Source organism: Rhizobium sp. CF122 (assembly GCF_000282035.1).
Lineage (GTDB): Bacteria > Pseudomonadota > Alphaproteobacteria > Rhizobiales > Rhizobiaceae > Rhizobium.
In genome coordinates, this window is sequence record NZ_AKKA01000096.1 from 1 (window position 1) to 19,860 (window position 19,860).

The window sequence follows — 19,860 nt, forward strand, 5'->3', positions numbered from 1 at the left end:
TTGGTGGCGGCCGCCGCCGTCACCGGGTTCGTGCCTTCCGGGATTGCAAGATCGGCGAGGGTCTGCAAAGAGGTCGTCGCCTTCGACTTGGCCGCTTCGAAAACTTCCTGGGTCGGGTCATTGCCGTCTGCAAAGAGCGCCTTAAGTTCCGAAATGGACTGGCCTGCCTCCGAAGCAAGGCGACCGACTTTCTGGGTCGTTTCGGCATCGTCGGGGGCTGACGGGCGTGAAGTCTTGGCAGATTCGGTAACCGTCTTCTTCACTTCGGAGCCGGCCTGGTTTATTGCGTCACCAACTTTGGCGGCGTCTCCGCCGATGCGGGGCATGACGAAAAAGACCATCAAAAGAATTGCGACTACAAGCACTGCAAGGGCCAGCAAGCCGGCACGGTTTCTCATCATCACGTCTCCCCAGGCGGCAATCTTGCCGGACTTCCTAAAATTGCTAGCGATTCCCGCTGCTTTGCACAAGCAGTCAAAGTAGCCAGGCAAATGTAAGACGCAGGTTTTCCGTCATTTTTCTTGACTGGAGCCAGAGAGAATAGTTGTTTGCCCGTATGACAGATCAATCTCATTCCATTCGCTCCATCTGTGTTTACTGCGGCTCGCGACCGGGCAGCGATCCCCGCCATATGGCAGCCGGCCGTGCGCTGGGTAAGGAAATCGCCGAGTATGGCCTGCGCCTCGTCTATGGTGGAGGCACCAAGGGCATAATGGGGGCTGTGGCGAGCGGCGTGCTTTCGAACGGTGGTCAGGTAACCGGCATCATCCCCGAGTTCCTGATCGACATGGAGGCTACGCGCCATTCCCTCGGCCAGCTCAATGAGTTGATTGTAACGCCTGATATGCATACGCGCAAACATGCCATGTTCGAGCGCTCCGATGCCTTCGTCGCGCTGCCGGGCGGGATCGGCACGCTGGAGGAAATCGTCGAGATCATGACCTGGGCGCAGCTCGGCCGTCACGAGAAGCCGATGGTGTTTGCCAATATCGGCGGCTTCTGGGATCCGATGATGGAGCTCATGCGCCACATGACAGACGAAGGTTTCGTCCACACGGCCCATCGCGTCCAGCCGCTCGTTATAGACGACATATCCGAAATCATCCCCGGCATCGTGGCACAGGCGGCCGAAATCGCATCGCTGGACCGCGAGGGCGAGGATGCGGTGATCTCGAAGATGTAACGGCGTCCCTAGATCAGGATGACTTTAGGCCCGATGGGCTGAAATCTGGACTGACCCGGCATCCTGCTAGCGCTCCCGGCTCCCCTTGAGCATCGCCCAGCTGTAGAGGAACAAGCCCGCCCAGATCAGTGGGAAGGCGATCATGCGCGCGGTGCCGAGCGGTTCGTGGAACACGAAGATCGCGATGAGGAAGATCATCGTCGGCGCGATGTACTGCATGATGCCGATGGTCGAAAGCCGCAACAGCTTGGCGCCATTGGCATAGATCATCAGCGGTACGGCGGTGACGATGCCGCAGCCGAGCAGCAGGGCGGTATCGGCCCAGCCGGTGCGATAGAAGTGTCCTTCACCGCTGCCGAGCTCCAGATAGAGAACGTAGAACAGCGCCGGGACGCTGAGGATCAAAACCTCGAGGAAGAAACCCTGGTTCGGGCCGAGCGGCAACGTCTTGCGAAACAGAGCATAGAGACCCCAGGAAATCGTCAGCGTCAGCGCTATCCAGGGAATGCCGCCGCTATCAAGCGCCAATACGACGACCGCAAGGCCAGCCAACGCAATAGCTGCGATTTGCGCCGGGCGCAGCCGCTCCTTCAGCACGACCGCGCCAAGGAAGATGCTGAACAGCGGGTTGATGAAGTAGCCGAGCGCCGCATCGATCGCGTGGCCACTGCCGATCGCCCAGACATAGGTGCCCCAATTGACGGTGATCAGCGCAGCAGTGAGCGCCGCCATGGCCAGCATCCGCGGCGACCGCAAGGCAGTGCGGATATCTTGCGTTCGGCCGAGGACGATGAGCACTAGACCCGCCAAGGGCAAGGACCAGAGGATGCGATGAGCGATGACCTCCGCCGGCGAAATATGAGCGACGGCCTTCATGTAGATCGGAAGGAAACCCCACAGAAGATACGCCGTCAGTGCAAAGGCGAAGCCACGTGGACTGTCTTCGTTCTTGACGATCGGAGCGCTTGCATTGGCGGACATCGAGTGTTTCCATATTTGTTCTTGTTATGGATCCGCTTAACGTAACGGACGTGAATAGGCCAATTCATTTCGGTGAATAGATGCTGGCCCATCGCGACGGTGAAGACCATGGACGAAGAAGCTCTTGCGAACTGCCGCAGAGCATTTGCCTCCCGGGTACTTGCGAAGGAAGGCGTGCAAGACGACGACGCGCTGCTACAGGCCTTTGCAGCGGTACCGCGCGAGCGGTTCCTAGGGCCGCCGCCATGGAAGATGGCGGGATGGGGAGGCTATGTCGATGCCTCGGGAGATGCCTCTGTCGTCTATCAGGACGTGCTGTTTGCGCTTCAGCATGAACGGCATATCAACAACGGCAGCCCGAGCCTTCACGCCCGGGGAATCCACAAGTTGGCGCTCCGTCAGGGGGATACCGTCTGTCATGTGGGCGCCGGCAGCGGCTACTACACGGCAATCATGTCCCTGCTTGTTGGCAGCGGCGGTCATGTCACCGCCGTCGAATTCGATGGCGAACTGGCGATGCGGGCAGAAGAAAATCTCCGCGACTATCCGAATGTTCGCGTTGTCCATGGCAATGGGGTCGAATGGCCGCGCGAGCCGACAGATGCCGTCTATGTGAACTTTGCCATCCACTTTCCAGCCGAAGCCTGGGTGGAGCGATTGAGTGTCGGCGGCCGGCTGATCCTGCCGCTGGGCGTCCCCGATGTCGATGCGGCGGGGCCGACCGGTCTTGGTTCCTACGCTGGCTTCTTCCTGTTCCGCCGCGAAGACCTTGGTTACGCTGCCGAATATCTTGGGCCCGTCGCGTTTGTCTGGGCGGAGGCCGTAAAGGGTGGGTTCGATAGTTACCGGCGGCTGGAGGCCGCCTTCTACAAGGGCGGTGTGGAACAGGTCCGCGCCCTGCGCTGGAAGACCGCGCGACAGGGCAAGGAGTGGTATTCGGAGGCGGATTGGGGCCTCGTCGTCGGTGCCTGACGCCTACTCGGCGGCGATCTTGCCGGCCAGTTGTCGGTTCTTCATGAGCTTGTAGATCACCGAGTCCATCAGCGCCTGGAACGACGCATCGATGATGTTCTCAGACACGCCGACCGTCCACCAGCGAACGCCGTCACTATCGGTAGATTCGATGAGAACGCGGGTGATCGCCTCGGTACCGCCGTTGAGGATACGGACCTTGAAGTCGGCCAGCACCAGATCGTCGATCTCGTGCTGGTATTTGCCGAAGTCCTTGCGCAGTGCGAGGTCGAGCGCATTGACCGGACCGTCGCCTTCTGCCACCGACATGATCGTCTGCCCGTCGATGACGACTTTCACCACCGCTTCCGAGACGATCTTAACTCGCCCGTGGGAATCGAAGCGGCGCTCGACCATCACGCGGAACCCCTCGATCGAGAAAAATTCCGGGATGGTTCCGAGGGTCCGCCGAGCAAGCAGCTCGAAGCTCGCATCGGCGCCCTCATAGGCATAGCCCGATGCCTCGCGCTCCTTGACCAGCGCGATCAGGCGGTCGAGCTTCGGATCGTCCTTGCCGACCTCGATGCCGCGCCGCTTCAGTGCGTTAATGAAGTTCGCCTTGCCCCCCTGGTCAGAGACCATGACCTTGCGGAAATTACCGACGCTTTCAGGCGTCACATGCTCATAAGTGCGCGGATCCTTGAGCAAAGCCGAAGCATGAATGCCAGCCTTTGTCGCAAAGGCAGACGCGCCGACATAAGGCATCTGATGATCGGGCGAGCGGTTCAACAGCTCGTCGAAAGCGTGCGAGAGTCGTGTGAGATTCAACAATCGCTCGGTGTCGATCGAGGTTTCGAACCGGGATGAATACGCTTCCTTCAGCGCCAGCGTCGGGATTAGGGTCACGAGGTTGGCATTGCCGCAGCGCTCGCCGATGCCGTTCAGCGTGCCCTGAATCTGTCGCACACCCGCTTCCACGGCGGCAAGCGAATTGGCGACCGCCTGACCGGTGTCGTTGTGCGCGTGGATGCCAAGACAGTGACCGGGAACGCCCGCCGCAATAACCGCGTGGACAATGGTCCGGATTTCCGGCGGCTGCGTACCGCCATTGGTATCGCAGAGCACGACCCAGCGTGCGCCGGACTCATAGGCGGTCTTGGCGCAGGCGATAGCATAGGCGGGGTTTGCCTTGTAACCGTCGAAGAAATGTTCGCAGTCGACCAATGCCTCCTTGCCGGCGGCGACGGCGGCCTTGACGCTCTCAGCGATGCTTTCGAGGTTTTCCTCGTTCGTGCAACCGAGCGCCACCTTCACATGGTAGTCCCAGCTCTTGGCGACAAAACAGATCGCGTCACTCTTGGCCTGCAGCAGGCTTGCCAGGCCCGGGTCGTTCGAGGCCGAAACACCGGCTCGCTTCGTCATCCCGAAGGCGACGAAGCGAGCTTGTGTCGTGCGCTTCTCGGCGAAAAAGGCAGTATCCGTCGGATTGGCGCCGGGATAGCCGCCTTCGACATAATCAAGGCCGAACTCATCAAGCATGGTCGCGATCGCAATCTTGTCTTCGACGGAGAAGTCGATGCCGGGCGTCTGCTGCCCGTCGCGGAGCGTCGTGTCGAAGAGGTAGATCTTTTCGCGTGTCATGATGGTGGTCCTGTCGGCCTTGTGGGCTCGTTATTGCTTTCCGGCGAACTTGTCTGTGGCGCGGATCAGCTTGTCGAGGATGCCGGGCTCCGAAAACGCATGCCCCGCGCCTTCGATCAGATGGAACTCCGCCGTTGGCCATGCCTTGTGCAGCAGCCAGGCATACTTTGCCGGGCAGGGCATGTCGTAACGGCCATGCACGATGACGCCGGGAATGTCCTTCAGCTTATGGGCATCATGCAGCAGCTGGCCTTCGTCCATCCAGCCGGCATTGACGAAGAAGTGGTTCTCGATGCGGGCGAAAGCATAGGCAAAGTCGGCCTCCTCGAACTTGCCGCTGGTCGACTTTTCCGGCAGCAGCGTGATCGTTTCGCCTTCCCAGATGCTCCAGGCTTGGGCCGCTTGAAGGGCAACGGCCCGGTCCGACCCGGTCAGTCGGCGATTGTAGGCCAGCATCATCTCATGGCGTTCTTCCGGTGGGATCGGCGCGATGAAGCGCTCCCATTTGTCGGGGAACATCTCCGACACGCCGAACTGATAATACCAGTCGAGCTCGGCTCTGGTGAGCGTATAGATGCCGCGCACAACCAGCTCGGAAACGCGCTCCGGGTGCTTCTCGGCATAGGCGAGCGCCAGCGTCGAACCCCATGAGCCACCGAACACCTGCCATTTCTCGACGCCTGCCATCTCGCGCAGCCGTTCGATGTCGGCGACGAGGTGCCAGGTCGTGTTGGCATTGAGGTCTGCGTGCGGCGTGGACTTGCCGCAGCCACGCTGGTCGAACAGCAGCACATCGTAGAGTGCGGGATCGAACAAGCGGCGGTGGCTCGGCGAAAAGCCGCCGCCGGGACCGCCGTGCAGGAACACTGCCGGTTTTGCACCCGGTGTGCCCGAACGCTCCCAATAGATCTTGTGGCCGTCACCGACGTCGAGGTGGCCCGACGCATAGGGTTCGATCTCGGGATAGAGGGTACGGAGCACTTCAGTCATATTTTGACGCCTTCGGCTGGCCAGGTTGCAGTATCGTGATCGGGATGCTGGAAGGAGATAATCGCCTCCTGCCGCGCGTAATAGTCGGGGTCCGTGTGAACAGGTTGATCGAAGATCGTCTCGACCCACGGAATGCGTGCGTCGTAATTGACCTGGATTTGCGGTGCCAGATCGCTGCGATCGTCGAAGGTGCCGATCGCCAACTCCAACCCGCCGGGGTGTCGATAGGTCATGGGCGTGCCGCAGTTCTTGCAAAAGCCGCGATCGATATTGACGGAAGACTGGAAATAGCTGGGCTCGCCGCGCGTCCACTCCATGCCTTCGTCAGGTGCGGTGACGAGAGCGGAGAAGAAGCCGCCGAACTGCTTTTGGCACATGCGGCAATGGCAGATCGAAGGGCGGCCAAGTTTGCCGCTGATGCGGAATCTGACTGCGCCGCACTGGCAACCGCCGGCTCGAATGGGTTCGCTCATGCTGACGCTCCGGTTGGCCAATGGGCTGTGTCGTGGTCGGGGTGCTGATGATTGCTCGCGGCAATCGCGTTTTCGCGCTCGGGTGTTTCTGGTTCCGGCTCGACGGGCAGGGCATCGAGTTTGTGAAACCAGCTCATCTTGCGTCCGGTGTTCGATTGCATCACCGGCTTGACGCTATCGGGATCGTCCAATGAACCGAGCACGATGTTGATGAAGTCCGCACCCGGAACATCGTAGAAAAGCGGTGTCCCACAGTCCGCGCAAAAGCCGCGGCGCACGATATCGGAAGAGTGAAACCATTTGGGCTCGCCGCGCGTCAGTGCGAAATCCGTCCGCTTCGCCGCGGCCAGCGGCATGAAATAGTTCCCGGCGGCCTTCTGGCACATGCGGCAATGGCAGAGGTGCGGATAACCGAGTTCGCCAACGGCCCGGTAACGAACCGCACCGCATTGGCAACCTCCACTCAGAGCCACAGCTGGTGTCATGGATTTCTCTCCTCGGGCCACGTCGTCGTGTCATGGTCCGGATGCTGGTAGGAGACGATGTCGAGCACGAAGGGGGCCGCCTCGGCATCCTCTTCGGTCTCGCGCGCAGGCAACTCATGCAGGTGGTCAACGAAGCCGATCTTGCCTTCGGTGCCAAACTGGATGACTGGCGGAAGGGCGGACGGATCATCGAAGGCGCCTGCTGCGACCGCCATGCCATCCGGCGCCTCGTAAGTCAGCGGCGTGCCGCAATCGGCGCAGAAGCCGCGCTCGACCACGTTGGACGAACGAAAGCGCTTGCGCTTGCCGCGCGTCCATTCGAACTCGGCGCCACGCACGGAGACCAGCGGTGCGTAATAGGCACCGAACGCCTTCTGACACATGCGGCAATGACAGATGGACGAATCCTTCAACATTCCGCGAACGCGGAAGCGGATCGCCCCGCACTGGCAGCCGCCGGTATAGGTGCTCATCTCTTCACCTCCCACTTGGTCACTCGTTCGCCGGTGGCCGGATCCTTGCCGTCCTTGAGCTGGATGCCTTCGGCAAGCAGCGTGTCGCGGATCTTGTCGGCCTCGGCGAAGTTCTTCGCCTTAAGCAATTCGAGCCGCGCCTTCACGCGCCGGTCGATTTCGATGGCGACCGCTTCGTCGATCTCGGCCTTCTCAGGCAGAACGCCGAGCAAAGCCGCGCTGGCGGCGAATGTCGCGTGATCGCCGGACTGGGCAAGCGCATGCAACGCCTGGATGGCTGCCACCGTGTTGAGGTCGTCGGCCAAGGCGCTGAGGACAGCAGCGTCGGGCTGCGCGCCCGCAGCATCTGCTGCCGGCCATTTGGCGAGCACCCGTTCGGCCTCCTCCAGCCGCTTGACCGAAAAATCGATCGGCTCGCGGTAGTGGGTCATCAGCATGGCAAGACGCAGTACTTCGCCGGGCCACTGCCGGCCGCCGAACTTCTCGGTGTGCAGCAACTCGTAGATAGTGACGAAATTGCCTTCCGACTTCGACATCTTTCGGCCCTCGACCTGCAGAAAGCCGTTGTGCATCCAGACGTTCGCCATGACCTTGGTGCCGTGGGCGCAACGCGACTGGGCGATCTCGTTCTCATGGTGGGGGAAGATCAGGTCGAGGCCGCCGCCGTGAATGTCGAAGACTTCGCCGAGGTAGCGCTCGCTCATGGCAGAGCACTCGATATGCCATCCCGGACGACCGCGCCCCCAGGGGCTCTCCCAGCCGGGCTCGCTCTCGCTCGAAAGCTTCCACAGCACGAAGTCGCCGGGGTTTTTCTTATGCGCCTCGACCGCGACGCGGGCGCCGGCCTGCTGTTCCTCGAGGTTGCGCCTGGAAAGCGCGCCGTAATCTGCCATGGATTTCGTGTTGAACAGCACTTCGCCGGCCGCCTGATAGGCGTGACCCTTGGCAATCAGCTTCTCGATGATCTCGATCATCTGGGCGATGTTGTCGGTCGCCCGCGGCTGGATCGTCGGATCAAGGCAGCCGAGGGCCTTGGCGTCTTGGAGATATTGCGTCTCGGTTCTTTCGGTGACCAGCCGGATCGCCTCGTTCAGCGGCAAACCGGGGTGGTCGCGCAGAGCCCGCGCATTGATCTTGTCGTCGACGTCGGTGATGTTGCGCGCGTAGGTGACATGTTTGGCGCCATAGACATGGTTCAGCAGCCGAAACAGCACGTCGAAGACTATAGCGGGACGCGCGTTGCCGATATGGGCGTAGTCATAAACAGTCGGGCCGCAGACATACATGCGGACGTTTAGCGGATCGATCGGCGCAAACGCCGTCTTTTCGCGCGACAGCGTGTTGTAAAGCTTTAGTTCCGGCTTCTTAGTGTCTGGCGCGCCGGCCATGTCTACTCTCCCAAAATGCAATGATCCGAAAAATACTTCCACCGGCGGGCCGGGGCGTTTCTCATCTTGGGTCTTTGGGAGACGAAAACGGCCAGGCCAGCGAGCGCGCTAGCGAATAATCTTCCGGCAGATAATGCAGGTAACCGTTTTCATGGCGGGTTTTATGGCGCGGGAACGGGGATTGGTCAAGGGGGGTGAGAAGCGGTCGGCGCCAGCCGGAGCAATCGATCCAGTGAATCGATTGCAGCGACGAACATCTAGCTGGTTTGAGCGGATGATCTGAGATTCGTTCGCCATTCTCGCGGCGTAAATCTGATCTAGCCAATTGCGAACATGTTGAAAAACCGGGAGGAATATGTGCGCAAGGCGGTATACACGACAATCGGAGCGACAGCAATTTTCTTGGTCGCATCCGCTGCATACTTCGCCTACGATTTCGGAATGGCTCGCTTCAACAATCCATCCCTCAGCCACTATCCGATCCAAGGGATAGACGTTAGTCACCACCAAGGCGATATCGATTGGAAGACGGTCGCGGCGCAACCGAGCGTCCGCTTTGCGATAATGAAGGCGACCGAAGGGGGAGATCACCGAGATGCCAAGTTCGCCACGAACTGGCAGCTCGCGAAAGATGCGGGCTTGGTACGCGGCGCATACCATTTTTTCACCTTCTGCCGCCCAGGCAAGGATCAGGCACAGAATGTCTTGGCAACCGTCCCAAAGGAGCAGGGAACGTTGCCGATCGCCGTAGATCTCGAGTTTGTCGGCAATTGCAGCAAAGTCCCGACGGTGGAGGAAATGGCATCGGAGGTGAACGCATTCTTCGCTGAACTAAAAAGCACCTTTCCGGAGAAGCCGATATTCTACGTCACCCAAGAGTTTTTTGATCGATACCTCAAAGGCAACGAGTCGCGGTTCCCCGAACACTACCTGTGGCTCCGAAGCGTATTCAAAGAGCCACACCAGAACGATTGCCGTGACTGGTCAATCTGGCAATTCGCCGACAACGGCACGCTGGATGGCATTCAAGGCCCGGTCGATCTCAATGCGCTCTGCGCATCGGAAACTGGTTTCTCACACCTGTTCCCGGCCGTCGCGGCGAATTGAGTAAACGTGCCTATTCCGGCAGGCGGTAGTCGACCAGCTTGTTTTCGCGAACGATGAAGAGCTTGCCGGTCTCGGTCACGTCGGGACCGACCAGCGGCAGGATCGCCTTGGCGACCTCGGAAGGATGCGGCAACGTCTCGGGATCTTCGCCCGGAACGGCCTGCGCGCGCATGGCGGTGCGGGTGGCGCCTGGATCAACGCTGGTGATACGAAGTGGCGTGCGCTGCGTTTCACCTGCCCAGGTGCGGGCCAGCGCTTCGACAGCTGCCTTGGAGGCGGAGTAGGGACCCCAGAACGGGCGACACTTGTGCGCGGCACCGGATGAGAGAATGACGGCGCGGCCGGCATCCGAGCGCGACAGCAGCGGGTCTACCGAACGGATCAGCCGCCACGTCGCGGTCACGTTGATGTTCATCACCTTCTCGAAGGTCTTCGCCTCGATATGCCCGATCGGCGAGATCACGCCGAGCACGCCCGCATTGGCGACGAGGATGTCGAGCTTGCCCCAGCGCTCGAAGATCGAGGCGCCGAGCGCATCGATAGCGTTCATGTCGGCAAGATCGAAAGGAACCAGTGTCGCGGAACCGCCAGCCGCCTTGATTGCATCATCGAGGTCCTCGAGACCGCCGACCGTGCGGGCGCAGGCAATTACGTGCGCACCGGCCTTTGCCAGTTCAATTGCCGTGAAATAGCCGATGCCGCGGGATGCGCCGGTGACGAGTGCGATCTTGCCTTCAAGGTTGATAGTCATTGTGCCCCGGTCCTGCATCGCTGAAAAATTAAGGGGCGCAATAAGCGCCCCCTAGTCAAATGTCAAAGCCAATGGCAGTCAGCCATTGGTCGCGAGCAGGGAAACCTTGCGGCCCATCGTTTCGCCGTCCTTGTCGAGAAGTCGCGTCGGATAGTCGCCGGTGAAGTAGTGGTCGGTGAACTGCGGGCGGGCGTCGTTACGGTCCTCACCGCCGACGGCGCGATAAAGGCCGTTGATCGACAGGAACTCCAGGGAGTCAGCCCCGATATATTTGCACATGGCCTCGAGGCTGTCGTACTGGTTGGCCAGCAGCTTCTCGCGATCCGGCGTGTCGATGCCGTAGAAGTCAGGATAGTAAATCATCGGGCTTGCGACGCGCAGATGCACTTCCTTGGCGCCGGCATCGCGGATCATCTGCACGATCTTCAGCGAGGTGGTGCCGCGTACAACCGAATCGTCGACGAGCACGACGCGCTTGCCCTCGATCATCGCACGGTTGGCGGAGTGCTTCAGCTTGACGCCGAAGGCGCGGATTTGCTGCGTCGGCTCGATGAAGGTGCGGCCGACATAATGGTTGCGGATGATGCCGTATTCGAACGGAATACCGCTTTCCTGAGCGTAGCCGAGCGCTGCCGGCGTGCCGCCATCCGGTACGGGAACGACGACATCAGCCTCAACAGGCGCTTCCTTTGCGAGGTTGATGCCCATGTTCTTGCGCGCGACATAGACGCTGCGACCACCGACGACCGAGTCCGGACGGGCAAAGTAGACATATTCGAACAGGCAGAGGCGCTCCGGCTGGCCGTTGCCCGCCTTGCGGGCGTCGATCGAGATCGAGCCGTCCGGCTGGATTTCGCAGATGATGACTTCGCCGTTCTCGACATCGCGGACGAACTTGGCGCCGATGATATCGAGCGCGCAGGTCTCCGAGCAGAAGATCGGCTTGCCGTCGAGTTCGCCCATGACGAGGGGACGGATACCGGTGGGATCGCGCGCCGCGATCAGCTTCGTGCGTGTGATGGCGAGCATCGAATAGCCGCCTTCCATCTGGCGGATCGCGTCGATGAAACGGTCGGCCGTGGAGCTGTAGCGCGAGCGGGCGATGAGGTGGAGAACCACTTCCGTATCCGAGGTGGACTGACAGATAGCGCCACCGGCAATCAGCTGGCGGCGAAGCGTCAGGCCATTCGTGAAGTTGCCGTTATGTGCAATGGCGATGCCGCCGACTTCGAGTTCCGCAAAGAGCGGCTGCACGTTGCGGAGCGCCACTTCGCCCGTTGTCGAATATCGGTTGTGGCCGATCGAGATGTTGCCGGGCAGGCGGGCGAGGGTAGTCGGGTCAGTGTAGTGGTCGCCGACCAGGCCCATATGCCGTTCGGAGTGGAAGCGCAGCCCATCGAAGGAGACGATACCGGCCGCTTCCTGCCCGCGATGCTGGAGGGCATGCAGGCCGAGCGCCGTCAACGTTGACGCATCGTCATGGCCAAGAATGCCAAAGACGCCGCATTCTTCGTGGAGCGTGTCTCCATCGAATTCGTCATTGAACGTCAAGGAATGAGACTGGTTCATCGATGCGGGCCTTTGCTCTCACAAGAATGGATCGGCTTCCATAGCATGACGCCGTTATCATGCGTTTTAAACGGCTGAGGCCCGGCAGAGCGGATGCCCGGCCGGACCTTTATTCACGTTCCGCTCAAATGGCAATTGCCAGGTGGCGGGTCAAGCTGTTGAACACTGCGTCAATTCGACGGCTGCTGTGCACCATTCGCAGGAGCGGGCGCTACGTCTTCGGCTGGCGCCTGATCGGATGCCGGCGCGTTGCCGCTCTCAGTATTGCCGCCCTGCGGCTGAATTTTGTCCATCACGCTCGCCCGCACCATCTGCGCGAATTCGGCCGGCAGTACGGACTGCAACTTGACGACCATCGAGTCCAGGAACGGCTTCGACTTGGCGTTGTTCACCCAGGCCGGGCGGTGATCCGCGTCCACGAGCCAGTTCCAGAAAGCGACGGCGACGACGAGAAGAAGTATGCCCCTAGCCGCGCCGAAGAGAAAGCCCAAAGTGCGGTCGAGAGCGCCGATCCGGCTGTCGATGATGAAGTCCGCGATCTTCATGGTAATGAACGAGATCACGATCAGCGCAATCAGGAACACCACCGCGGCCGAGCCGACGATCGCAATGCGGTCGTCATCCGTGTACCTCTTCGCGTAGGGGACCAGGTAGGAGTAGAAATAGTATGCGGCGGCCGCAGAGCCGCCCCAGCTTGCGATCGAAAGAACTTCGCGGGAGAAGCCGCGCACCATTGCAAGTACGGCGGAGAAAAGAACGACGCCGATGACAATACCGTCGAAAATCGTAATGGGCATATAAATTCAACTCCAGGACCGCCGTTTATATACGGCTTGGTCGCGCCTCATTGCGTGCTTCCTATAACATCACCGATGCTGGCGATGAAAGGATCAAACCTCTTCTTCCACACGTCGCAGTGCGCCTTTCGACCCAGCAATACGTGCAACCAGGTCCGGCAGGCTCTCGATCTCGCTCCAGCGACTGCCCGAACCCTTCGGCAGGTCGGCTGACGCCGAGGGAAGCAACGCGGCAGAAAAGCCCAGCTTCTCGGCTTCTTTGAGGCGCTGGGACGTATGTGAAACCGGCCGGACGGCGCCCGACAGGCTGACTTCGCCGAAATAGACACAATTGGCCGGCAGGGCAATACCGGCCAGCGACGAAACCAGGGCCGAGGCGACGGCGAGGTCGGCGGCCGGTTCGGAGATGCGATAGCCGCCAGCGATGTTCAGATAAACGTCGTGCTGGCCGAGCCGGACGCCGCAATGAGCCTCGAGTACGGCAAGGATCATCGACAGGCGTGCGGAGTCCCAGCCGACCACGGCGCGGCGAGGGGTCCCGAGCGACGTCGGGGCAACGAGCGCCTGCACTTCGACCAGGATGGGGCGGGTGCCTTCCATGCCGGCGAAGACGGCAGCTCCCGGCGATTTTTCGTTACGCTCGCCGAGGAAGAGCTCGGACGGATTGGCGACCTCGCGCAGCCCCTTGTCTGACATTTCAAAGACGCCGATCTCGTCCGTCGGTCCGAAGCGATTCTTGACGGTGCGCAGGATGCGATAGTGATGGCCGCGATCGCCTTCGAAATAGAGCACCGCATCGACCATGTGCTCGACGACACGCGGACCGGCGATCTGGCCGTCCTTGGTGACATGGCCGACGAGAACCATGGCCGCGCCGGTCTGCTTGGCGAAGCGGATCATCGACTGAACGCCGGTGCGCACCTGCGTCACGGTTCCAGGCGCGGATTCGGCCAGTTCGCTCCAGAGCGTCTGGATGGAATCGATGATCACAAGATCGGGCCGCTTGCCTTCCGCCACCGTTGCCAGAATGTCCTCGACATTGGTTTCGGCAGCCAGCAGGACATCGGTGTCCGCTGCCTGCAGGCGTTGCGCCCGCAGCCTTACCTGGGCCACCGCCTCTTCGCCCGAAACGTAGATGATCCGATGGCCGCGACGCGAAAGCGCTGCCGCGCCCTGCATCAGCAACGTCGACTTGCCGATACCAGGATCGCCACCGATCAGCACCGCCGAACCGCGCACGAAGCCGCCGCCGAGTGCCCGGTCGAGTTCCGAAATGCCGGTATGGATACGCGGAGCTTCCTCGATCTCGCCAGAGAGTGCCGTCAGTGCCACTGGGCGGCCTTTCTTCGGCGTCTTTGCCGGTCCACCGCCGATGCCGCCCATGGGGTCTTCTTCGACGATGGTATTCCACTCGCCGCAGCTATCGCACTTGCCCGCCCAGCGGTTATGGACCGCACCGCAGCTCTGGCAGATGAATTGTGTCCTGGCCTTCGCCATCAATTATGCTTTCGGTTGGATGCCGCCAGCGCGTCGCATCGAATCAGTTTGATTGCTCAAATAATCATTCGTGGCACCGATCAAAACTAATGATTTCCCTATCAGGGGCGACGGTGGCACTTGTTCTCCACTGTCTTGGAGGCCACGACGATGCTGGACTATTCGCTCGCGCACTGGATCGCGTTCTTGACCGCGGCGGTCCTGCTCAACCTGTCGCCGGGTCCCGACATGGCTTTCATTCTCGGCCACACCCTCAAAAGCGGGACGAAGACCGGTTTTGCCGCGCTGTTCGGCATCTGGACCGGCGCCTGCCTGCATGTGGGGATGGCAGCATTCGGTCTATCTGCGATTCTCGCCGCCTCCGCACTGGCCTTTTCGGTGGTCAAGTGGGTCGGTGCGATCTACCTCATCTGGCTCGGCATTCAGGCATTGCGCTCGAAAGCCGAGGGCGGCCTGGTCAGTGCGGCGAAGGACGTCCTGCCCTGGAACCATGTCTACAGGCAGGGCATCCTCGTTTCGCTGCTGAACCCGAAGGTCGCGATCTTCTTCCTCGCCTTCCTACCGCAATTTGTGGTCGCGGGCGCCGGACCGACCTGGCTACAGCTGGCGGTCCATGGCCTATTCATCATTGCGGTTGCAGCCTTCATCGAGCCGCCGCTCATCCTTGCGGGAGGACGGCTTGCCGATCTCGTCAAGCGTAAGAGAAGCATCGGCCTCTGGCTCGATCGCGGCCTTGGCGCGCTACTGGTGGCGCTCGGCGTGCGGTTGGCCCTGACGACGCGGTAGGTCCTTAGTCTTCCTCGTACAGGTAGCGTCGCTCGTGCCGAAGGCCGATGCTGGTCAGGATCTCGTAGCCGATCGTACCTGCCGACCTCGCCACGTCGTCGACGAGCACGTTCTTTCCGAACAGTTCGACGTAATCGCCTGCGAGCACTGCATTTTCCGGAAGATCGGTGACATCGAAAATCGTCAGATCCATGGTGATGCGGCCGGCAACCGGAACCTTTCGCCCGGCCAGAAAACCCTGGCCTCCCTGCGGCACGACCTGGCGCAGAGGCACGCCGCCGCTCGACTGGCTTCGCAGGTACCCATCGGCGTATCCGGCCGACACCACGGCGAGCCTGCTGTCACGGGTCAATCGCATGGCGCGGCCGTAGCCGACGGTGTCGCCCGCCTTGGCCGTACGAACCTGAATGATCCGCGCCTCGGCGGTCACGACCGGCCGCATCGGGTTCGCCACGCCGTTGACGGCTTCGCCGCCATAGACCGCGATGCCGGGACGCGTGAGATCGAAGTGATAGTCACTGCCGAGGAAGATGCCACCCGATGCCGCTAGGCTTGACTCGATACCTTCATAGGCTGCGCTAACCCGCCGGAACGATTCAAGCTGTTGCTTGTTCATCTCCGAGGAATGGTCGTCGCTGCAGGCGAGATGGCTCATGACGAGCACCGGCGCAAAACTTGCCGGGCGCGAAACGTCGTCGGCAAGCGCGATCGCCTCGTCCATGGAAAGGCCCAGCCTGTTGAAGCCCGTATCGACATTGAGGGCGCAGGGGTAGTCGCCGTATTCGGCGAGCACGGCCATCCAGAAGGCGAGTTGTTCTTCCGACGAGATCACCGGCACGAGGTCGTTTTCGAAGAGCCGTCGCTCTGTGCCGGGCCAGACGCCCGCGAGCACGAAAATGCGAGCGTCGGGCGCGTAGGGCCGCAGCGTCACGCCTTCATCGACGGTGGCGACGAAGAAATCACGCGCGCCGGCCATAAAGAGCGCTTCGCCAGCGTCTTCGATGCCAGTGCCGTAGGCGTCCGCCTTCACGACAGCCGCGGCCCGAGCCTTGCCGGAGCGTCGCGCCATGTCCTTCCAGTTTTCCGTCAGTGCCGTCAGGTCGACGGTCAGGCGCAGGCCAGCGGAGTCGAATGGGTCTTCATCTTCGAAACTATCAACAAAATCAGTCATGGTGCTTCACAAAAGTAGGGAGAGTGCTTGTCGCGTGGTAGTCTAGAGATCAATAAGGCAAAGTGAAAGCAAGCCGAGGAGATATCGATCTTGCGATCACTTTTGTTCAAGACGCAGGGGACGCGCGTGAAGTAGTCTGGTTTGATGGAGAATGTATCGCAGAAAGAGGCGGCCGAGGCGATGCCGCTTGCAGGTCTCGAACGGGCGCGTTTCTGGCGCGACCGCCGATTCCACAACATGGAATGCCTGAGCGCGAGCTTCCTGACGCACGAATATGCGCCTCATGCCCACGACACCTTCTCGATCGGCGCCATCGAAAGTGGCACGCAGATCGCAACGATGAAGGGTGTTCGCGAGGAGACCGGCGCGGGCGATCTCTATCTCATCGACCCCGGCGTCGTGCATGACGGCGTTCCCGGCGGCGAGGGGTATCGCTACCGGATGATCTATCCCGATACCAAGCTCTTCGTCGATATTCTCGAAGACGTGACCGGCAAGGCTTTCAACGCCACGCCGTCCTTCCCGAAGGAGCTTCTCAATGATCCCGAGATGGCCGCCGCTTTTCATACCGCCCATCGCGTGCTGGAGAGCGGTGCCGGAGCGCTGGAATCAGAAGAGGGTATGTTTCGCGTGCTCGCGGCAATCTTCCAACGCTACGGCAGCACGATTGTCGTGCCGGTGGATACCAAGGAGCGCACCGCAGTCGGCCGCGCTCGCGACTATCTGACCGAAAATTTCGACAGCGATATCGGGCTTGACGAATTGGCCGAGGTCGCAGGCTTGAGCCGCGCGCATCTCATCCGGGCGTTCCGCCGCGAATACCACATCACCCCGCATGCCTTTCTGACCGACAAGCGTGTGCGCGAGGCGCGCAAGCTATTGCGGTCAGGACAGGCGCCAGCCGATGTGGCAATCCAGTGCGGCTTCGCCGACCAGGCGCACTTCACCCGCCACTTCAAGGCACGCACCGGCGTCACGCCGGGACAGTATCGCGCGGGCTGATCACTTTCGTTCAAGACGGTCACTGCGCAGCAGCTTAACACCTCCGACTTTAGCAGTTCTGGAGGTTCCAATGCTCACTCAAAGGCGATCGATCGGCGACTTTTTGGCCGGAGCGCGGGCAATCCTGCCGCTCGTCGTCGCCGTCATTCCAATTGGTCTCGTCTTCGGTGCGGTTTCGGCCACGAAAGGTCTGTCTCCTCTCGAAGCGACCCTGATGAGCGCGCTCGTCTTTGCCGGTGGCTCACAGTTTGTCGCCATGGATATCTGGACGCACCCGGCAAGCTGGGTGGGCGTCGGCTTTGCCGCGCTGCTCGTCAATATCCGCCACGTCCTGATGAGCGCGTCCCTCGGCACGAAGATGCAAGCCTTCTCGGGCTTGCGAAAATATGCCGCCATGCTGTTCCTGGCTGATGAGATATGGGCGATTGCGGAATTCCGCGCAGGCGTGGCGCGGCTGACACCTTCATGGTTCGCCGGCATCGCCATGCCGTTCTATGTGGCCTGGGTCGGCTCCACGCTGATTGGCGCCTCTCTCGGCACGTTTCTAGGCGATCCCGCTGCCATAGGGCTCGACTTCGCCTTTCCCGCAGTCTTTGTCGTGCTGGCGATGGGGTTCTGGAAAGGCCGTGAGACGGGTTCGGTATTGGCTGCGAGCGCTCTGGCCGCCGTCCTGGTTCACCAGGTCGTACCGGGTGTCTGGTACATCGCAGCCGGCGCGCTCGCCGGGCTTGCCGCGGCACTGTGGACAGGCAAGGCAAAGGCGGTGACGGCATGACCCTGGAGATACACACGCTTCTTGCGATTCTCGCCATGGCGGCTGCAACGGTGCTGACCCGCATGAGCGGCCTGCTTCTCATTCGCCATGTCGAAATGACCGAGCAGACCCGAACCGCCATCGAGGCGATACCGCCGGCGGTTCTAATGGCAGTAATTGCGCCCACCGCCTTTGCGACAGGCTGGGCCGAGACGGCTGCCTGCCTGGTTACAGCCCTCGCAGCGCGCCGGCTGCCGATGCTGGCAAGCGTTGCCGTTGGCGTGGCAACCGTTGCCATTCTGCGAGCCGTCGGCTTGTAGGTCGGGTAGCGTACTGACGAGAAGGATCTCGTCAGTGCTCTTCGTATTGGATGAAGGAGGGATCGGCGAGATCTGCGAAACGCGTGAATTCCGACTGGAAGGCGAGCTTCACCGTGCCGGTCGGTCCATGGCGCTGCTTGGCGATGATAACGTCAGCCGTGCCCTTTACCTTGTCGAACAGCGCTTCCCATTCGGCATACTTCGGATCGTTAGGATCGCGAGGCTCGAGATTCTTGACGTAGTATTCCTCACGGAACACGAAGAGTACGACATCGGCGTCCTGCTCGATCGAGCCCGATTCACGAAGGTCGGAGAGCTGCGGGCGCTTGTCGTCTCGGCTTTCGACCTGACGCGAGAGCTGGGAGAGGGCGATGATCGGAACGTTCAGTTCCTTGCCGAGCGCCTTCAGGCCAGTCGTGATCTGGGTGATTTCCTGCACGCGGTTTTCGCCTGACTTGCCCGAGCCGGTCATCAGCTGGATGTAGTCGACCACCAGGCAATCGAGGCCGCGCTGGCGCTTCAGGCGGCGGGCGCGCGCCGAAAGCTGTGCGATCGAGATACCACCGGTCTGGTCGATGTAGAGCGGCACCTTCTGCATCATCATCGAGCAGGCGACCAGCTTTTCGAAGTCGGCATCGTTGATGTCGCCGCGGCGGATCTTCGAGGAAGAGACTTCCGTCTGCTCGGAGATGATACGCGTGGCGAGCTGTTCGGACGACATTTCGAGCGAGTAGAAGCCGACGACGCCGCCTTGCTTCGCCTTCATGCTGCCGTCCGGCTGCACTTCGCCCTCGTAGGCGGCGGCAATGTTGTAGGCGATGTTGGTGGCGAGCGAGGTCTTGCCCATGCCCGGACGACCGGCGAGCACGATCAAGTCAGAGCGCTGCAGGCCGCCCATCTTGCCGTCCAGTGAATGGATCCCGGTGGAGATGCCGGAAAGCCCCCCATCACGTTCCTTGGCGACTGCCGCCATGTCGATCGCAAGTGCTACCGCGTCGTTGAATGACTGAAAGCCACCGTCGTAACGGCCGTTTTCAGCGAGTTCGAACAAACGGCGCTCAGTGTCCTCGATCTGTGTCTGCGGCGGCATGTCGAGCGGCGCGTCGTAAGCGATATTGACGACATCTTCACCGATGGTGATCAGCGCGCGGCGAAGCGCCAGATCATAGATGGCGCGGCCATAGTCTTCTGCATTGATGATGGTGACCGCTTCGCGGGCGAGACGGGCGAGGTATTCGGAGACCGTCATGTCGCCGACCTTTTCCTCGGCCTTGAGGAACGTCTTGATCGTCACCGGATTGGCGATCTTGCCCATGCGGATGATGTCGCCCGCGACTTCGAAGATCTTGCGGTGCAGCGGTTCGTAGAGATGGATCGGCTTCAGGAAGTCCGACACCCGATAATAGGCGTCGTTGTTCATCAGGATCGCGCCGAGAAGCGCCTGTTCGGCTTCGATATTGTTGGGGGCTTCCCGGTAGTGCTGCTCCGCTGGAGCAACGGCGGCAATCTTTCGAGCGACGTCGTTCATCTTGATCCGTTCT

The 19,860-nt window shown here is 61.0% G+C and carries 20 protein-coding genes and 1 pseudogene; 7 read left to right on the top strand and 14 right to left on the bottom strand.

Translation table 11 applies throughout. The features are described 5' to 3' along the window. A pseudogene (locus tag PMI09_RS24695) lies at positions 1-401 on the bottom strand (peptidoglycan-binding protein LysM); the annotation flags it as partial. Positions 402-556: 155 nt separating this feature from the next. On the opposite strand from PMI09_RS24695, the gene PMI09_RS24700 reads away from it, so the two are divergent. Further along, on the top strand, positions 557-1,183 hold the full coding sequence (locus tag PMI09_RS24700; protein ID WP_081499114.1) for a TIGR00730 family Rossman fold protein: 627 nt from the start codon (positions 557-559) through the stop codon (positions 1,181-1,183). Between the two features lie 66 nt (positions 1,184-1,249). On the opposite strand, the gene rarD is transcribed toward PMI09_RS24700, so the two are convergent. After that, a complete protein-coding gene (rarD, locus tag PMI09_RS24705; RefSeq protein ID WP_007800871.1) occupies positions 1,250-2,164 on the bottom strand; it encodes an EamA family transporter RarD in 915 nt (304 codons plus the stop codon). 108 nt (positions 2,165-2,272) lie between these two features. Here rarD and PMI09_RS24710 point away from each other — a divergent pair, with 108 nt between their 5' ends. After that, positions 2,273-3,136, top strand: a complete 864-nt coding sequence (locus tag PMI09_RS24710) for a protein-L-isoaspartate O-methyltransferase family protein (RefSeq protein ID WP_007800873.1) — start codon at positions 2,273-2,275, stop codon at positions 3,134-3,136. Positions 3,137-3,139: 3 nt separating this feature from the next. Here the strand turns inward: PMI09_RS24710 and cimA are convergent, their stop codons facing one another. Genes cimA through cysS form a run of 6 tightly spaced genes read right to left on the bottom strand, consistent with a single transcriptional unit; the run spans position 3,140 to position 8,565 of the window. Further along, complete coding sequence (gene cimA / locus PMI09_RS24715; RefSeq protein ID WP_007800874.1) at positions 3,140-4,756, bottom strand: citramalate synthase; 1,617 nt, start codon at positions 4,754-4,756, stop codon at positions 3,140-3,142. A 30-nt stretch (positions 4,757-4,786) separates the two neighbouring features. Further along, positions 4,787-5,746 carry a prolyl aminopeptidase gene (gene pip / locus PMI09_RS24720; RefSeq protein ID WP_007800876.1) on the bottom strand — a complete coding sequence of 320 codons (960 nt, stop codon included), beginning with the start codon at positions 5,744-5,746 and terminating at the stop codon, positions 4,787-4,789. Continuing rightward, positions 5,743-6,219, bottom strand: a complete 477-nt coding sequence (locus PMI09_RS24725; RefSeq protein WP_007800878.1) for a GFA family protein — start codon at positions 6,217-6,219, stop codon at positions 5,743-5,745. The genes pip and PMI09_RS24725 overlap by 4 nt, the downstream gene beginning before the upstream one ends. Next, positions 6,216-6,704: a GFA family protein gene (locus PMI09_RS24730; protein ID WP_007800880.1), complete on the bottom strand. Its 489-nt coding sequence runs from the start codon at positions 6,702-6,704 to the stop codon at positions 6,216-6,218. Before PMI09_RS24730 ends, PMI09_RS24725 begins: the two co-directional genes overlap by 4 nt. Further along, the gene (locus PMI09_RS24735; RefSeq protein ID WP_007800882.1) at positions 6,701-7,177 is read right to left on the bottom strand and encodes a GFA family protein; all 477 of its coding nucleotides are present in this window, start codon (positions 7,175-7,177) and stop codon (positions 6,701-6,703) included. Before PMI09_RS24735 ends, PMI09_RS24730 begins: the two co-directional genes overlap by 4 nt. Further along, positions 7,174-8,565, bottom strand: a complete 1,392-nt coding sequence (gene cysS / locus PMI09_RS24740) for a cysteine--tRNA ligase (RefSeq protein ID WP_007800885.1) — start codon at positions 8,563-8,565, stop codon at positions 7,174-7,176. Before cysS ends, PMI09_RS24735 begins: the two co-directional genes overlap by 4 nt. Positions 8,566-8,898: 333 nt before the next feature. Between cysS and PMI09_RS24745 the strand changes: the two genes are divergently transcribed. After that, positions 8,899-9,672: a glycoside hydrolase family 25 protein gene (locus PMI09_RS24745; RefSeq protein ID WP_443216202.1), complete on the top strand. Its 774-nt coding sequence runs from the start codon at positions 8,899-8,901 to the stop codon at positions 9,670-9,672. 10 nt (positions 9,673-9,682) lie between these two features. Here PMI09_RS24745 and PMI09_RS24750 read toward each other — a convergent pair whose 3' ends face one another. The 4 genes from PMI09_RS24750 to radA all read right to left on the bottom strand — a co-directional run bounded on the left by PMI09_RS24750 (position 9,683) and on the right by radA (position 14,286). Continuing rightward, entirely contained in the window at positions 9,683-10,423 is a 741-nt protein-coding gene (locus tag PMI09_RS24750) for an SDR family NAD(P)-dependent oxidoreductase (protein ID WP_007800889.1), read from the bottom strand. A 78-nt stretch (positions 10,424-10,501) separates the two neighbouring features. Continuing rightward, on the bottom strand, positions 10,502-11,992 hold the full coding sequence (gene purF, locus PMI09_RS24755; RefSeq protein WP_007800891.1) for an amidophosphoribosyltransferase: 1,491 nt from the start codon (positions 11,990-11,992) through the stop codon (positions 10,502-10,504). A 170-nt stretch (positions 11,993-12,162) separates the two neighbouring features. Then, positions 12,163-12,789, bottom strand: a complete 627-nt coding sequence (locus PMI09_RS24760; RefSeq protein WP_007800893.1) for a CvpA family protein — start codon at positions 12,787-12,789, stop codon at positions 12,163-12,165. A 93-nt stretch (positions 12,790-12,882) separates the two neighbouring features. Then, positions 12,883-14,286 (bottom strand): DNA repair protein RadA, encoded by a 1,404-nt coding sequence (gene radA / locus PMI09_RS24765; RefSeq protein ID WP_007800895.1) that lies wholly within the window; start codon positions 14,284-14,286, stop codon positions 12,883-12,885. Between the two features lie 150 nt (positions 14,287-14,436). Here radA and PMI09_RS24770 point away from each other — a divergent pair, with 150 nt between their 5' ends. Beyond that, positions 14,437-15,072: a LysE family translocator gene (locus tag PMI09_RS24770; protein ID WP_007800898.1), complete on the top strand. Its 636-nt coding sequence runs from the start codon at positions 14,437-14,439 to the stop codon at positions 15,070-15,072. A gap of 4 nt (positions 15,073-15,076) precedes the next feature. On the opposite strand, the gene alr is transcribed toward PMI09_RS24770, so the two are convergent. After that, a complete protein-coding gene (gene alr, locus PMI09_RS24775) occupies positions 15,077-16,243 on the bottom strand; it encodes an alanine racemase (protein ID WP_007800900.1) in 1,167 nt (388 codons plus the stop codon). A 180-nt stretch (positions 16,244-16,423) separates the two neighbouring features. On the opposite strand from alr, the gene PMI09_RS24780 reads away from it, so the two are divergent. The 3 genes from PMI09_RS24780 (at position 16,424) to PMI09_RS24790 (ending at position 18,319) form a co-directional block, all read left to right on the top strand. Continuing rightward, the gene (locus PMI09_RS24780) at positions 16,424-17,245 is read left to right on the top strand and encodes an AraC family transcriptional regulator (RefSeq protein ID WP_007800902.1); all 822 of its coding nucleotides are present in this window, start codon (positions 16,424-16,426) and stop codon (positions 17,243-17,245) included. A gap of 70 nt (positions 17,246-17,315) precedes the next feature. Further along, positions 17,316-18,020 carry an AzlC family ABC transporter permease gene (locus PMI09_RS24785; RefSeq protein ID WP_007800904.1) on the top strand — a complete coding sequence of 235 codons (705 nt, stop codon included), beginning with the start codon at positions 17,316-17,318 and terminating at the stop codon, positions 18,018-18,020. Continuing rightward, the gene (locus tag PMI09_RS24790; protein WP_007800906.1) at positions 18,017-18,319 is read left to right on the top strand and encodes an AzlD family protein; all 303 of its coding nucleotides are present in this window, start codon (positions 18,017-18,019) and stop codon (positions 18,317-18,319) included. Before PMI09_RS24785 ends, PMI09_RS24790 begins: the two co-directional genes overlap by 4 nt. Positions 18,320-18,350: 31 nt before the next feature. Here the strand turns inward: PMI09_RS24790 and PMI09_RS24795 are convergent, their stop codons facing one another. After that, positions 18,351-19,847, bottom strand: coding sequence for a replicative DNA helicase (locus tag PMI09_RS24795; RefSeq protein ID WP_007800907.1), 1,497 nt, complete (start codon positions 19,845-19,847; stop codon positions 18,351-18,353). Positions 19,848-19,860 lie beyond the last annotated feature (13 nt).

What these genes read in the sequence shown, in the direction of transcription:
- purF (WP_007800891.1), bottom strand. Translation starts at nt 11,992, where the DNA reads ATGAACCAGTCTCATTCCTTGACGTTCAATGACGAATTCGATGGAGAC.
- PMI09_RS24735 (WP_007800882.1), bottom strand. Translation starts at nt 7,177, where the DNA reads ATGAGCACCTATACCGGCGGCTGCCAGTGCGGGGCGATCCGCTTCCGC.
- rarD (WP_007800871.1), bottom strand. Translation starts at nt 2,164, where the DNA reads ATGTCCGCCAATGCAAGCGCTCCGATCGTCAAGAACGAAGACAGTCCA.
- PMI09_RS24795 (WP_007800907.1), bottom strand. Translation starts at nt 19,847, where the DNA reads ATGAACGACGTCGCTCGAAAGATTGCCGCCGTTGCTCCAGCGGAGCAG.
- PMI09_RS24730 (WP_007800880.1), bottom strand. Translation starts at nt 6,704, where the DNA reads ATGACACCAGCTGTGGCTCTGAGTGGAGGTTGCCAATGCGGTGCGGTT.
- PMI09_RS24760 (WP_007800893.1), bottom strand. Translation starts at nt 12,789, where the DNA reads ATGCCCATTACGATTTTCGACGGTATTGTCATCGGCGTCGTTCTTTTC.
- PMI09_RS24770 (WP_007800898.1), top strand. Translation starts at nt 14,437, where the DNA reads ATGCTGGACTATTCGCTCGCGCACTGGATCGCGTTCTTGACCGCGGCG.
- alr (WP_007800900.1), bottom strand. Translation starts at nt 16,243, where the DNA reads ATGACTGATTTTGTTGATAGTTTCGAAGATGAAGACCCATTCGACTCC.
- radA (WP_007800895.1), bottom strand. Translation starts at nt 14,286, where the DNA reads ATGGCGAAGGCCAGGACACAATTCATCTGCCAGAGCTGCGGTGCGGTC.
- cimA (WP_007800874.1), bottom strand. Translation starts at nt 4,756, where the DNA reads ATGACACGCGAAAAGATCTACCTCTTCGACACGACGCTCCGCGACGGG.
- PMI09_RS24700 (WP_081499114.1), top strand. Translation starts at nt 557, where the DNA reads ATGACAGATCAATCTCATTCCATTCGCTCCATCTGTGTTTACTGCGGC.
- cysS (WP_007800885.1), bottom strand. Translation starts at nt 8,565, where the DNA reads ATGGCCGGCGCGCCAGACACTAAGAAGCCGGAACTAAAGCTTTACAAC.
- PMI09_RS24790 (WP_007800906.1), top strand. Translation starts at nt 18,017, where the DNA reads ATGACCCTGGAGATACACACGCTTCTTGCGATTCTCGCCATGGCGGCT.
- PMI09_RS24780 (WP_007800902.1), top strand. Translation starts at nt 16,424, where the DNA reads ATGCCGCTTGCAGGTCTCGAACGGGCGCGTTTCTGGCGCGACCGCCGA.
- PMI09_RS24745 (WP_443216202.1), top strand. Translation starts at nt 8,899, where the DNA reads ATGTTGAAAAACCGGGAGGAATATGTGCGCAAGGCGGTATACACGACA.
- PMI09_RS24710 (WP_007800873.1), top strand. Translation starts at nt 2,273, where the DNA reads ATGGACGAAGAAGCTCTTGCGAACTGCCGCAGAGCATTTGCCTCCCGG.
- PMI09_RS24750 (WP_007800889.1), bottom strand. Translation starts at nt 10,423, where the DNA reads ATGACTATCAACCTTGAAGGCAAGATCGCACTCGTCACCGGCGCATCC.
- PMI09_RS24725 (WP_007800878.1), bottom strand. Translation starts at nt 6,219, where the DNA reads ATGAGCGAACCCATTCGAGCCGGCGGTTGCCAGTGCGGCGCAGTCAGA.
- pip (WP_007800876.1), bottom strand. Translation starts at nt 5,746, where the DNA reads ATGACTGAAGTGCTCCGTACCCTCTATCCCGAGATCGAACCCTATGCG.
- PMI09_RS24785 (WP_007800904.1), top strand. Translation starts at nt 17,316, where the DNA reads ATGCTCACTCAAAGGCGATCGATCGGCGACTTTTTGGCCGGAGCGCGG.